Annotated in this window: 9 protein-coding genes and 1 pseudogene; 9 read left to right on the top strand and 1 reads right to left on the bottom strand. The window is 36.7% G+C overall.

Annotated features, from left to right (window positions below; genetic code table 11):
• Positions 1-49: 49 nt before the first annotated feature.
• From MHB53_RS12825 to MHB53_RS12800, 6 genes are all read left to right on the top strand, one after another.
• On the top strand, positions 50-1453 hold the full coding sequence (locus MHB53_RS12825) for a sulfatase family protein (protein WP_340918880.1): 1404 nt from the start codon (positions 50-52) through the stop codon (positions 1451-1453).
• A 351-nt stretch (positions 1454-1804) separates the two neighbouring features.
• Positions 1805-3373: an arylsulfatase gene (locus MHB53_RS12820; protein ID WP_340918878.1), complete on the top strand. Its 1569-nt coding sequence runs from the start codon at positions 1805-1807 to the stop codon at positions 3371-3373.
• Between the two features lie 231 nt (positions 3374-3604).
• Positions 3605-5842 carry a helix-turn-helix domain-containing protein gene (locus MHB53_RS12815; protein ID WP_340918876.1) on the top strand — a complete coding sequence of 746 codons (2238 nt, stop codon included), beginning with the start codon at positions 3605-3607 and terminating at the stop codon, positions 5840-5842.
• Between the two features lie 296 nt (positions 5843-6138).
• Positions 6139-7089 (top strand): ABC transporter permease, encoded by a 951-nt coding sequence (locus MHB53_RS12810; protein ID WP_445661517.1) that lies wholly within the window; start codon positions 6139-6141, stop codon positions 7087-7089.
• Positions 7090-7102: 13 nt separating this feature from the next.
• Positions 7103-7990 carry a carbohydrate ABC transporter permease gene (locus MHB53_RS12805; RefSeq protein ID WP_340918871.1) on the top strand — a complete coding sequence of 296 codons (888 nt, stop codon included), beginning with the start codon at positions 7103-7105 and terminating at the stop codon, positions 7988-7990.
• A 16-nt stretch (positions 7991-8006) separates the two neighbouring features.
• A complete protein-coding gene (locus MHB53_RS12800; RefSeq protein WP_340918867.1) occupies positions 8007-9599 on the top strand; it encodes an extracellular solute-binding protein in 1593 nt (530 codons plus the stop codon).
• A 230-nt stretch (positions 9600-9829) separates the two neighbouring features.
• Here MHB53_RS12800 and MHB53_RS12795 read toward each other — a convergent pair whose 3' ends face one another.
• Positions 9830-11878, bottom strand: coding sequence for an endo-beta-N-acetylglucosaminidase (locus MHB53_RS12795; RefSeq protein WP_340918865.1), 2049 nt, complete (start codon positions 11876-11878; stop codon positions 9830-9832).
• 397 nt (positions 11879-12275) lie between these two features.
• On the opposite strand from MHB53_RS12795, the gene MHB53_RS12790 reads away from it, so the two are divergent.
• The 3 genes and pseudogenes from MHB53_RS12790 to MHB53_RS12780 all read left to right on the top strand — a co-directional run.
• A complete protein-coding gene (locus tag MHB53_RS12790; RefSeq protein ID WP_340918862.1) occupies positions 12276-14198 on the top strand; it encodes an ABC transporter ATP-binding protein in 1923 nt (640 codons plus the stop codon).
• Between the two features lie 192 nt (positions 14199-14390).
• Positions 14391-14537, top strand: coding sequence for a hypothetical protein (locus MHB53_RS12785; RefSeq protein WP_340918859.1), 147 nt, complete (start codon positions 14391-14393; stop codon positions 14535-14537).
• Positions 14538-14567: 30 nt separating this feature from the next.
• Positions 14568-15063, top strand: a pseudogene (locus MHB53_RS12780) (MFS transporter); the annotation flags it as partial.
• Positions 15064-15269: the final 206 nt, after the last annotated feature.

Raw genomic sequence — 15269 nt, 5'->3', positions numbered from 1 at the left:
CATTGTTTTAGAATAAAGTTACTAATATTGAAAAGAAAGGATGTTGGAAATGAGCATAAAAAAGAACCAGAAGCAGCCGAATATTATTTTTATTATGAGTGATGATCATGCGGCACATGCAATTAGTGCTTATGGTAGCAAGATTAATGAAACACCGAATCTTGATCGCATCTCCAATGAAGGGATTCGGTTGGATAATTGTTTCTGCACAAATTCAATTTGTGCCCCAAGTCGGGCGGCAATTTTAACTGGGAAATACAATCATGTAAATGGCGTGAGAACGCTTTATGAGGATATTGATTCAAGCCAACAGAATGTCGCGAAAATATTGCAGGCTAATGGATATCAAACGGCCATGATTGGCAAATGGCATCTTGGCCATGGTGAAAATAGCAATCCGACTGGATTTGATTATTGGAATATTTTCCCTGGACAAGGAGAATACCATGATCCTGACATGTTTGAAATGGGTGAGAAGAAAAAGTTTCCTGGGTATGCCACAGATATTACGACAGATTTATGTATTGACTGGATGGAAAAAAGAAAGGAAGATCAGCCATTCTTTATGATGTGTCATCATAAAGCGCCACATCGCCCGTGGGATCCTGATGAAAAACATATGCATTTATATGAAGATATTGATATTCCGGAACCAGAGACTTTCCATGACAATTATGAAAATCGTACATATGCAGCTGCAGAGGCAGAAATGCGAATAGATCGAGATTTAAGAAAGAGAGATGTGAAGGAAGACCCGCCAGCTGACCTTTCGTCATCTGAATTGAAAAGTTGGTATTATCAAAGATATATTAAAGATTATCTTCGGTGTATCGCCTCGATTGATGATAATGTAGGGCGTTTGCTCGATTATCTGGATGAAAAAGGTCTGACAGATGACACAATCATCATGTATACCTCCGACCAAGGGTTTTTCCTTGGTGACCATGGTTGGTACGATAAACGATTTATGTATGAAGAATCATTGAGAATGCCGTTTCTTGTCCGTTATCCGCGGGAAATTCCACCCGGAAATGCAACGAATGCTTTCGGATTGAATGTTGACTTTGCTCAAACATTCCTTGACTATGCCGGCATTCAAGCTCCTGAAGATATGCAAGGAACAAGCTTACGACCAATTTTAAAAGTGGAAACACCTGATAATTGGCAGGATTCCATGTACTATCGCTATTGGGAGCATATGAGCGAGCACAATGTCGCTGCACATTATGGAGTACGGACACATCAATATAAATTGATTTATTATTATGGGGAAGGATTGGGAGTGCCGGGCGCCCGTGATGTTTCATTTGAACCACAATGGGAATTATTCGATTTAGAAAAGGATCCATATGAAATGAATAATGTATATGGGCATGTCGATTATCAGGATGTAGTTGCAGAATTGAAAAAAGAATTATATAGATTGAAAGAACAAGTAGGAGATCATGATTGATGATTTTTAACTTCATTCAGCAGAAGTCTCCCACTTCTATATGTGGGATGATGAACGCTGATTGACCCAATTCAGTGGGAGGTCTCACACTCCGACTGAATGAAGTTAAAGCCTCCGGCGGATGTCACAGATCTTCAGAGGAAGTTTATCGAGCAAGCTCGATAAAATCTGGACGCCATTCCGCAGAGGCGTAATGGATAAAGAGGCAGCTTCGTTATGGAGTTGCCTTTTTTATACATTAAAAAATCTTCCTCAAATTAAACTGAAGATTTAAAAGATAAACGAGACAAATATTTGTCTCGTTCACTGTAGCGAGTGCTTGAATTTATTAAATATCGAGGAGCATAAATGATGGGTAAATCGCCAAATATATTGTTAATTTTGAATGATGATATGGGTTTTTCAGATATTGGGTGTTATGGGGGAGAAGTAGATACGCCAAACTTAGATGCACTTGCTGAACAAGGGATTCGCTTTACGCAATTTTATAATACTGCAAGATGTAGTCCGTCAAGAGCATCATTACTAACAGGTCTCCATCCACATCAAACAGGAATTGGTATTTTAACGGATGATGACGGTCCCGAAGGATATGCTGGCAATTTAAACAAGCAGTGTGTAACCATTCCTGAAGTTTTAAAAGGATGCAGTTACAGTACATTCATGAGTGGCAAATGGCATGTGGCAAATGACTTTATAAATGTATCGGACACTTGGCCTAGGCAGCGGGGATTTGATCGTTTCTATGGTTCTATCGCGGGTGCTGCTAGTTATTACGACCCTAAAACACTTACTAGAGACAATGAAAATATTGAACATGAAGCGCAAACAAATGAAAACTTTTATTATACAGATGCTATCAGTGACAACGCTGTCCAGTTTATTAGAGAACATGTTAACAATGGCAAGGAGCAACCATTTTTCCAATACGTTGCATATACAGCACCTCATTGGCCCTTACATGCTCCAAAAGAAGAGGTAGATAAATATAAAGGCCGATTTAGTTCTGGGTGGGATGAATTAAGGGAGCAACGTCTAAAACGTATGGTTGAAATGGGCATCATAAAACCACATTGGTACTTGTCTGAACGTGATGCTTCTCAACCATTATGGGGAGACGTAGAAGATAAAGAGTGGCGACAACGGAGTATGGAAGTATATGCGGCACAAATTGATAGAATGGACCAAGGAATCGGAAGAATAATAGACGTATTAAAAGAAACAAATCAATTAGAAAATACAATTATTATATTTCTATCTGACAACGGAGGTTGTGCAGAAGAAATAGGACCTGACTGGGGACCAAACCTTGTAAAAAATAGTGCTCGTGAGAAAACTAGATCTGATGATGAAGTGATTTTTGGAAATCGGCCTGAATATATGCCTGGACCGGAAAATACGTATCAAAGTTATGGAACAGCATGGGCTAACTTATCAAACACACCTTTTAAATTATACAAGCATTGGGTTCATGAGGGAGGAATAGCGACACCACTTATCGTCCATTGGCCCAAGGGGATAGAAACAAAGGGTGCCATTAGACATACACCTGCCCAGCTAACAGATATAATGGCTACAGTTTTAGATGTGACTGGAGCCTCTTATCCAGCATTATACAATGGCAATAATATATTACCTTTAGAAGGCCAAAGTTTAGTCCCTATTTTTGAGGAAGATACAGATGAAGAGAGGCCATTGTATTGGGAACACGAAGGAAATTCAGCTATACGAATTGGAAAATGGAAACTTGTTAAAAAATACCCAGACGATTGGGAGCTCTATGATGTGCAAAACGACAGAACGGAGATTAATAATATTGCACAACAATATTCGGAAAAAGTAGTGGATATGTCTAAACAATATGATGAATGGGCAGAACGCTGTGGAGTGATACCTAGAGAGGAAGTATTAAAACGATAGATGCATAGAAATAACAGATGTGATATGGAACTGTAATTTCAACTGTTGTTGCATGAAAAAAGGAAATAAATAGATTGAAGGAAAAAGTAGCAGATCAGTACTAATGACTTTTTAAGGGACAACTCTACGGTGGGAGTTGTCTCTTTTGATAATGATCGTGTAGTAGATCACTAAAAAATTCGATTAGTACTGAATTTTCGATTTGAACTTGCCAGGGGGGGAGTTAGTTCGATGTTAAAGAGAATTCCATTATTTTATAAGTATCTGCTTTCCTATTCTATACTGTTAATCATTCCGCTCATTGTTACATCTTTGTTTTCGTATAAACATTATGTATCTATTTTAAAAGAAGAAATTATGCTTGGTCATGAACAAATGCTAGAACAAATGAGAGATACATTTGATACAAAAATTAGGGAAATGAACACAATTTCTTATGAAATATCTTCTAACCCGGAATTGACTCCCTATTATTTGGAACAAAATATGTATCATGCTTATGCTGCAAAGAGACTATTGAATTTTACTGTTGCAAATAACTTTTTTCAAAATGTTTTTCTATATATTAAAGAGGGAGATTATATTTATTCTGCCGAAAGTACTTATTCAATCCCGTTATTTACGGATAAAATTTATCAATATAGAAATTGGAGTCCTTCACAATTCCGTAATGATCTTAACCGTTTAGAGACTCCTGTATTTCGTCCTGCCGAAGAGGTTGATTCATCCTTATTAAAGAGTAACCGTGCAATAACATATATAGTGCCACTTCCGCCAAGTGGAGTTGAACCATATGGAGCAGCAATCTTTATTATTGATGAAGATACGGTGAAAGGATTACAAAGGGGAGGCATTGAAGAAAGAGTAGGAAATACATTAATTTTAAATGAAAAAGGAGAAGTAATTACTTCGTTATATGATACTGATTATCTTCAGGATCAGTCATTTTTACAGTCTATTAAAGCATTATCACCAGGTTCTAAGTCGATTAAAATAAAAAAGGAACAATACATCCTTTCAACCGCTAAATCTAAATATACTGGTTGGACTTATTTAACTATGATGCCACAGGAACATTTATTGAAAAAAGTTGGCCAAGTACAATATCGTGCAATGATTGTTCTAATTGCCAATTTATTTATGGGAAGTATCGTTATATATTTTTTAATGAGAATCAATTACAGTCCATTACAAAAAATATTTTCATATACAACGCTTCAACTAGGTAAATCTGTTCAAAATTCCAATGATGTATTGAATATGCTTTCTAATATGAGTAAAAAAAGTAAAGACATAGAAAATAAATGGAAAGATAATCAGTATGCTATTAGAAAGTATTTGTTAATTGAATTATTGCACGGACAAATAACGGACATGAAAGAATTTTATGATCGAGGGGAAGAAGTTGGATTAAACTTTAGAAAAAAGCGAATGTTTGTCCTTCGTTGTGAGATTAAAGATGAAGATATTGACAATAAAGCAATAATATCGGAAAGAATTAATAACGAAATCTACACAAGATATGAAGGTTATGAAGTGAAATGGGCTAATCAAAATGTGATTACCTATATATGTACCCTTGGAAAAGAAGATCAACAACTGAAAGAATTTATTCTCTTTCTTCATAAAATCCTTAAGGAACAATGTCAGGGAAGTATCACGATTGGTGTTGGTTGCATCTATGAAGATATGAATAAGATCGGAAAATCTTATATGGAAGCGTCAACGGCACTTGACTATAAACTAATTAAAGGTCAGAATCAGGTGATATTCTTTGATGAAATTAATTCTGAAAATCAGCTAGATTATTGGTATCCTAAACAAGAAATTGAAACGCTTCAATTATTAGTGAATGAAAGGGATACCGCTAAAATTATTGAGATGATAAAGAATATTCATCGGGATGTAGAAAAGAACAAACCACCATTGCATATGGTACGTTGTATCTGCTATGACATCATTAATTGTATTATTAAAAATTCCTATAACAAAGAAAATAGCTATCTTGAAGATATAACGTATCTTGATATTGAAAAGCTATCCAATTTTGAAACATTGCAGGATTTTGAACAATTAGCTAATGAAATTTGTATGCGGTTACAAGAGGTGGTTCAAGAACAAAATGTAGAATCTGATTTACGGGAACGGGCCATCGCATTCATACGTGAAAATTATCGGGATAATCAATTTTCAGTTCAGAAAATGGCAGATTCTTTATCTGTAGCACAAACATATTTAAAACGATACTTTAAACAACAGACAGGTCAGACTATCACTGATTATTTGAGCTTTTACCGGATAGAACATGCTAAGCAATTGCTGAAGAATAGTAATATCTCTCTGAAAGAATTAGTTAAGGAAATCGGCTATCATGATGTCTCCAGTTTTATCCGTAAATTTAAAAATGAAATGAAGATTACACCGGGAGAATACCGAAAGATTAATATAGACCGAAAAAAGGTTAATTAGTATATTAGTTTAATGATTTCCTAATGCAAGGCATTTCCAAAGTCGTGGAGGTGATGCTTTGCTTTTTGTGATTTTTGTAATATCCGGATTTTAGGAATGTTGGAGTATGCTAATTGTATCCTTTATGCTTTCGTTATAGTGAAGAAACTGCACTATTACTGGCTTTTGAGAAGTATGGATTTTTCGCATAGTTGCTGCACATATAGCATATTTACTGAAAGTACCCCCAATGGCTATAGTAAATGTATTCAAACTGATAAGGAGGTGAGCAATTGGCGATAGAAAAAGCGAATAAAATGACAACGCTTCCAAATTTGAAGCAAACTACAAAAATGAATAGCTCTCTGACAATGTGGAAAAAGATCCGAAAAAACTATGAGCTATACATATTTTTGCTTCCAACCTTGTTATATTTTATTCTTTTCCATTATGTGCCTATGTATGGAATGCAAATTGCATTTAAAAATTATATTGCAATAAAAGGCATTCATGGGAGCCCATGGGTTGCCTTCGAACATTTTGAACGTTTTTTTTCATCATATCAATTTCTTACGGTCCTTAAAAATACATTATTTATTAGTTTGTACCAGTTGTTGCTAGCGTTTCCGATTCCAATCATTTTGGCGCTTTTATTAAATCAAATTGGTAGCATGCGTTTTCGAAGATTGGTACAAACCATCACTTATGCCCCTCATTTTATTTCTGTTGTGATTATCGTTGGTATGATGTACTTATTTTTATCACCGGTCAATGGTTTATTTAATAACTTTTTGACTTTATTAGGAATGGAACCCATCTACTTCATGGGAGAAGCAAGTTGGTTTAAGTCTATTTTTGTATTTTCGGGGATTTGGCAAAACGCTGGCTGGTCGATGATTATTTATTTGGCAGCCTTGGCATCTGTCAGTGTAGAACTTCATGAAGCTGCGATCATGGATGGGGCAACAAAATTTCAGCGAATTTTGCATATAGATTTTCCTTCAATCATGCCTACCATCATGATCCTACTAATCTTAGATGTCGGGAACTTTATGGCTGTGGGGTTTGAAAAAGTCTATTTGATGCAAAATGCATTAAATATTGATTCATCGGAGGTTATCCAAACATATGTGTACAAAACGGGTCTTCTAAGTGCCCAATTTAGTTATGCAACTGCAGTGGGGCTGTTTAATGCACTAATTAACTTTGCGCTTTTAATCGCAATGAATCAATTTGCCAAGAAAATGAAACAAACAAGCTTATTTTAAAGAGGGTGAGCACTTGAATGTAATTAATAAAAACAAAGCGGATCGAATATTTGATACTTTTAATTATACCTTTATGACGATCTTGATCTTGATAGTTCTCTACCCACTTTATTTAATCGTTATTTCATCTGTCAGTAATCCTTATGCAGTAAATAGCGGCACGGTTTGGCTTATTCCCGAAGGCTTTACAATGGAAGGATATAAAAAATTATTTGAATTTGGAAAGGTTTGGCTAGGGTATCGGAATTCTTTATTCTATGCTGCGCTTGGTACAGTCCTTAATCTAAGTTTAACCCTTACAGCGGGTTATGCACTTTCTAGACATGATCTGGTCGGACGAAATTTCTTTATGTTTGTTATTGCATTTACAATGTTTTTTGGCGGTGGAATTATACCAACATATTTACTGGTTAAGGAATTGGGAATGGTTAATACAATTTGGTCACAAGTAATTCCAAATGCGGTTTCCGCGTTTAACATTATTATTGCCAGAACATTTTTTCAAACGACTATTCCGAAAGGCCTGCTAGAAGCAGCCCAGGTGGATGGATGTTCAACTACGAAGTTTTTCTTTAAAATCGTTCTTCCTTTATCGGTGCCTATTATCGCAGTCATTGCATTATTTAGTGCTGTCGCTCATTGGAATTCCTATTTCCAGGCGCTTATTTATTTGAGGAATGAAAGTTTATATCCATTACAAATTATTTTGAGGGAAATATTGATAGTGAATGAATCGCAAGGAGATACAATGGTTATTTCTCCTGATTCTGAACTACAGGATGTCTCAGAGATTATGAAATACGGTGCGATTATTATTACTAGTTTACCAGTATTAATCTTATATCCTTTCGTACAAAAATACTTTGTGAAAGGAGTTATGATTGGTTCGATCAAAGAGTAAAAAAGGGGGTCAGGAAATGAAAAAGATATCTTTGATTTTTGCAATGATTGTTATTTTAATGATAGCGGGTTGTAAGAATAATGAAGTTGGTAATGATGCTGATGCAACTACAGACAATTTTAACAAAACAGGTTTGCCTATAGTGAATGATAAAATCACGTTAAACTTTGTCACGTCAAAACCACCGCAACAGCAGAAATCAACAGAAGATTTACAAGTTGTGAAAAACTTGGAGAAAAAAACGAATATCCATATTAATTGGGATGCTTCTTCACAAGGATACGCCGAAAAGAAAAATTTAATGTTTGCCAGCGGTGATTTGCCAGATGCATTTTTCGGGAGCGGCAGTTTAAGTTCCTCAGATTTGATTGAATACGGAAACCAGGGAATGTTAATCCCGCTTCAAGACTTGATTAATAAATATGCACCAAATATCAAAAACATCTTGGATAGTAATCCTGACATAAAAAAGAAAATTACCGCACCAGATGGGAATATTTATTCCATTCCAATGGTGCATGCTGAACCTGGTAATGCACTGCCTGAAGTCATATTCATTAATAAGGTTTGGTTGGATGAGCTTGGACTTGAAGTTCCTAAAACAACGGATGAATTTGAAAAAGTTTTGCAAGCATTTAAAGAAAAGGATCCGAATGGTAATGGTAAAAGTGATGAAATTCCATTCAGTTTCCTTTATGGTAATAGCCTCAATGGCATTTTTTCCTTCTATGGAGCTTTTGGGGTGTTAGATCAGCCAAATCACATTAGTGTTGAAGATGAAGAAGTTTCATTTACAGCTATCACCCCTGAGTTTAAAGAAGCAACTGCCTACTTTAATCGCCTAAATAGCCAAGGATTAATTGATCCAGAGGCATTCACTCATGATAGAACAGTATATTTTGCAAAAGGCCGAGGGGCAGATACCCCTTTATATGGGGCTTTCTCAGGATTTATTGCAAGTAATGTTATTGGACCGGAATTTGCTGATCAATACATTCCGATCCCACCATTAGAAGGACCTGATGGTGTTAAGCAATGGAGAGAAGATGAAGAAATAGCGATGGCAAAGGGAAGTTTCTCGATTACTTCGGCAAATGAGAATCCTACAATTACGATGCGGTGGATTGATGAATTATATACTGAAGAAAATTCAATTCAATGGACATTTGGGCCTATTGGCACGAATATGAATAAAAATGATGATGGAACTTATGACTATATTGAACCGACAGATGGATTATCTTTTGATGAATTCAGATGTACTGAATCGCCGTGCTACTCCTCGGCCAGATCTCTTTTACCAGAAACGATGCAGAAAATACATCCGAATGAAAAGGATTCTACTAGATTGGAATATTTTAAAATTTACGAACCCTACATGAAAAAAACTGTTTTTCCTGATGTATTCTTCACATTGGAAGATACTCAGAAATTAAACACATTGACAACGGATATCATAGAATTTGTTGATAAAAAACAGGCCCAATGGATCATCAATGGAAATATTGATGCAGAGTGGGATGAATACTTGAAAAAATTAGATGATATGAAATTGGATGAATTCGTTGAGATATATCAAAGAAATTACGATGAATTCATGTCGGAATAAATAAAATTATATGGGGAGTGGGATGAAAAGTTGTTTCTAATTAGATAAACGCGTGAAATTTTGGTAGGGATACAACAAGATTCTTTTATAATTAGTGGGCGATACTCACAAGGTTCGATCTACTGCCTATCTAGTAGATAAATGACGCTTATATGGCGAATTAGAATAATGAATAAGAAATGACTAAAATGCTCCTGACATCAAAGAGATGCCGGGAGCATTTTAAATGTTTAGATTGGCCAAGTTAGATTTGTCTTGGTTGGAGTGCTGGTGGCACCATCAAAACCAACCGCTACGAGTTCAAGTGTAGAGGTAGTCTCGTTATTCAGACGGTGGAGTGATTTTATATAATATACCTCATCGTATATTCGTCCAAGCATTTCTTTTTCTCTGTTAGATTTGATTTGATACATATCATAATACCAAACGTCATCTTTGTTAAAATCCCATGAAAGAAATAACTCAGCTGTATCTGATTCAAAATATTCCTTATCAATTGTAAATCCTGTCGGTACAGGCGGTATTTTTTCCAATTCATTCGTTAATGCTAGTTCCCCGATATAGACTTCATACTCTGATTCAGTAGCAGACGAAAATCTTAATCCAATTGTCGCAATTGTTCTGTTTGCGTATGCTTCGAGGGCGAAGGTTTGCGTGTTCCAGTTGTTGTCCACACTATTCTCCATATCTAACCAAACAAATTGATCTGGGGCATCTTCGAAAATGAGACCTAATTCCATATTGTTCGGAGCATTTGCATAAGCTATTTTATAAGTGAGTGACAATCTTACGTCATTGGTAATTGGAAGCTTTGTTTTAAACAATCTCAACTCAGTCTTTACTGCCGGTTCAAGCTTTCCCGAAACTTTAAGTGATGATCCACCATCATATGCGGTGCTGTAATCATAACTTGGCTTGAGAGGACGTTCAGAAACTGATTTTGTCTCACTTACGGGATTGTTCATTGCATCGAACCGTTGTGTCCACCATTGCCAACTTGGTAAAATATCTTGAATGCTCGCATTATTCCATTCTTTATTACTTACCATTTCTCCATTTAAGAAGAAAGCTTTACCATGTCCTGTATTAAAGCGGGTGACAAATGGGTATGAGCCGATGACTGATCTTTCAGGGATATAGTGTGCGACACCATCCCATTTTTTATAATTTTCACGATCAACTTCATGGAAAGGATCTTTATATGGTTTGTACAATGTGCGTCCAACTCGGTCAGTCGGATCTTCTATAGGACCAGACCAGTAACGTCTTTCCCTTTTATATACTTCCTCTTGATCATCAGGGTCAAATTTGTTCTCGTACCTGTTCCATACGAAATCAGTTCCAAATAAGCCCCATCCAGCTCGCGGAGACTTGTTTTCTGGGAAGATCAACCGAGTGTCATAGGGTGGATTATACCCATATTTATCGTTCTCAGTACCTGGGAATAGTGATTTGTACGGATCCAAACCGATTTCTTTAGCAAATTGATGCGAATGAACCATTCTGTCCTCGTTAAAAGCATAATTAATAAACATGCTGTCAATAATCGGTTCCTTGTTATCATCTATGAGCCAAGGAGCATTTTTGTCATTAAATTGATTTTGATATCGTAATTCCCCGTTAAGAATTAAAGTATCATACCATTGTAAATGAAAATATGCGGGTGCCTTTTTACTGAAGTATTTCATCATTTCTAATAGCTTTTGAGAATCTTCTGCTGAAATAGTAGCTTCCTGGTTAATAAAGTAACCATCAAATCCAAAATATAATGCCATCTCAATCATTTTGTCGGCTACAGGGAATGAGCCATCTAATTTCTGCACCAGCAAATCAGCGAAAGTTTCTTCTTCTCTTGGCCAGAACCAACACCCTAGACTTAGCACTCCATTTCGATGGGCCGCATCGGTGTAGGCAGGGTTTGGCAAATTAATGACGCCATATATAGGCTCGTCTGTTCGAGATCCTTCAAGGGGTAAACCATGCCAAGATCCATATAGATCGGTGTACTGCCAAAACTTAAGTAGGTTGCAACAAAAAGTATCGTTATATTTGAAAACGGTGTCCTTCTTATCATAATCGGCAGATAGATTCATCACCTGTGGCCCAGCGTTTAAATTCGGGTTTGCTTGAGTTGCTGAAAACGGTGGAATTCGCTCTGCTAATGGAACTCTGGACCGGAAGTATTTCGCATACTTATCAGTTTCCGGACTCCAGTTCTTCATATCATTTGCATTATATCCATGCATAAACGGTTGATGTGCTTTATCCTGTTTAGTCATTACTCTACTCCTATCTAACTATAAAACAATCGTTATTATTAATTTACACAAATTTGTGTGAAAATGGTGTGAAATTACATCTAGTCAAGTAAGATGCGGCTTTATCGCAGATTAACGGGCAGTAAAACCCCGCTTCAAGGATTCAAAAACAATGAAGAGTAAGTGGGGGATGATAGAAAACCCCCACTGATTGAATTTCACTTTATCTTATTGGGTTAGTCGGAGACTAGGGAGTGAATCGGTTAATTTATCATAAAAGTATCTTTCGCTTCTCATGTGAATTTGATATGAAGATTAACTTAAATAAGTGCATATTACTGTTTTTTATATTTCGATACGCTATTCTTTGTATGAAAACTATTATTTAAAAAATTTTGATAATGGAATGGTGGGGTATATGGAAAAGGACAAAAAAAATCAAAATAAGGAATTGGCGCAACGATATTGGGAATTTGTAAAGCCGTATAAATTTGTCATTTTACTTATTATTGTATTGGGAATCATGAGTTTTGTTGTTCCACTAGCAATCCCATGGATGACCAAGATCTTGATTGACGATGTCTTACCAGGAAAAGAGGGATTTTGGAGCTTACGTAAAGTGGTTGCTGTTATGGGGGGCGTATTTGTTTTTGGTGTGATCATCAATTTTATTCGCGATTATATTACTGCTCGTTTAGGTAATAAAATGGCACTTGATCTTAAACAGCAATTGTATGAACATTTGCAAAAATTGTCACCGCAGTATTATGATAATCGCCAAATTGGAACAATTGTCTCTCGAGTTCAAAATGATGTAAATGGGGCACAAAACTTGGTAAGAAGTGGTGTGATCAATCTCATTATTGACATGTTCATGATCATTTTTGCTAGTATTATGTTGTTTAGCTTGAATTGGAAACTTGCTCTATTATCACTTTGGATTTTACCGTTATATTATTTGACATTTGCTAACTTAAACGTGCGTATTCGGTTTGCCTGGCGTTCTGTCCACAGACAGATGGCTCGGATATCAGGCGTACTGTTCGAGCGAATTTCTGGTATGAAAATTGTCCAATCATTCAATCGTGAACCAGAAGAAATGTCACGTTTTCAAAAACAAATAAAGCATCATTATGACTATGCGATGTCCGCTCATATTTTATCAAATACATTGGGGAGCATTACACAGACATTTAATCACACTGGTAATCTAATAAGCTGGTTTGTCGGAGGAATGTTCGTTATCAATGGTAACTTCACGATCGGTGCCCTTATTGCATTTCAGCAATATTTGATGCAACTTTATGGCCCAATTCAACAATTTGCTAATGTGAATGTCACGATTCAAAACTCAATGGCTAATATTGAGCGAATCTTCGAAGTATTCGATATTGAACCGGAGATTAAAAGCAAAAAGGATGCCATTTCTCCTAAACAATCTAAAGGGGAAATTGAGTTCGAATCTGTGTCATTTACTTATGTGATCGAACGGGAGGAGCTCCCGATAAGCCGAGACAAAGATGGAGATCCAGATGTAATTGAAAAATTCAAGCCTGAGAAAAGATTTTATTGGATTCCACCGCGGACAAAACCACCACTTCCACCTGTTAAAGTTGAGGAAACGGCGGCATTGCATGATATCTCCTTTCACGCTAAGGCAGGAGATATAATTGCACTTGTAGGTCCAAGTGGTTCGGGAAAATCAACAATGATTAATTTGATTCCACGCTTTTATGATCCAGATGAAGGTCGTGTTCTCTTAGATAACGTCGATCTCAAAGAGTATGATGTAGCAACATTACGAAAGCAAATTGCACTCGTTTTGCAAGATAATATTCTGTTCTCAGGTACAGTATTTGATAATATCGCATACGCACAGCCGGATGCAACACATGAACAAGTAATAGCTGCTGCCAAAGCAGCCTATGCCCACGACTTTGTTACGGGGTGGCCGAAAGGATATGAGACCCTGCTTGGCGAGCGCGGCGTACGACTCTCAGGTGGACAAAAACAGCGTATTTCTATTGCTAGGGCATTATTAAAAGACCCGCGAATTCTCATCCTGGACGAGGCGACGTCTGCTTTGGATGCAGACTCAGAAGATTATGTAACTGCCGCTTTGGATGAGCTTATGAAAAACCGTACAACATTTATTATCGCCCATCGGTTAGCAACAGTTGTCCGCGCTGATCAAATATTGGTAATGGACAATGGGCGAATTGTTGAACACGGTTCACATGACGAACTATTAACACAAAACGGGTTATACCGAAATCTCTACGAAAAACAATTTAAAGCAATGCGACCAGAAGAATTGTTAAAACTGCAGTCCTTTTCTTAAAAACAAAAGCGTAAGCGAAAATGAGGAATTTAGGTCGTAATTATACGAATGAAATGCATGTGTTGATTTCGTGACATTTTTTGCGCGAAAGAATAGCTAAATAGTGAGACAAGATATACAAATAAAAAAGCGACGTTCTCTATGAAACCTCTGACGGACACAATATTAAAGGTAGCATAGGGGGGAGATCGTGTGAAAAAAGTGTTTAGTGTGATCTTTTTAGCACTGATGGTGGCTGGTTGGTCGCAAGAGTCCACACCAAAGCCAGTGGAAAAAGAGAAGGTAGATAAAGTGGAAAAACAAAAAGACAACGGTACAAAGATTTTGAGTCAAGTCTGAGTTCCGACTTCGATAGAAGAATTACCAAGCCTTGTTGGTGTTGTTCAAGTAGTATTTACAATTGTAGCTGTATTTTTAATTAATAGAGCAGGACGAAAAAAGTTAATCGCAATTGGTTCTAGTTTAATGGCCCTATTTATGCTATTAATTGGTGGAGTTTTCTTCTTTGACATTACAAGTGGGCCTTTGCTAATCGTGTTAATCATGGGTTTCACTGCTGCATTCTGTGTATCCATGGGGCCAATTCCTTGGATTATGATTCCGGAAATTTTTCCGAATCATTAGAGCGCGAGCGGTCGGATTCACAACGATGTTTTTATGGGGGGCTAACTGGGCAATAGGACAGTTCACTCCTATGTTATTACATGGTCTCGGAGGCGCTTATACGTTCTGGTTATTTGCTGGAATCATTGTTGTCTGCTTTATATTCGTCATGAAGATTGTACCTGAAACAAAAAATAAATCACTTGAAGAAATTGAACAGTTTTGGAAGAAAGACGAGCAAACATTACAAAACGGTGCCTAAATGGTACCGTTTTTTTTGTTGCTGGAGGGTATTAAAAAATTGAGCCGTTAGCGTCGTAAATGTTGATTATGATTACTCAACTAAGCCTAGAGGCCAGCATGGCTACAGTTCTCTCTTATGTGGGAAGGAAGGGGACCATGGGACGCTAAAATTTAGAAATGTAACTAAGCCTTTTTACAAGGGTGGCGCTAAAGCACCATCCGATT

The organism is Bacillus sp. FSL K6-3431 (assembly GCF_038002605.1).
Taxonomy (GTDB): Bacteria; Bacillota; Bacilli; order Bacillales; family Bacillaceae_C; genus Lederbergia.
The sequence above is the reverse complement of the archived record's forward strand: the minus strand, read 5'-3'. Positions and strand labels throughout refer to the sequence as shown.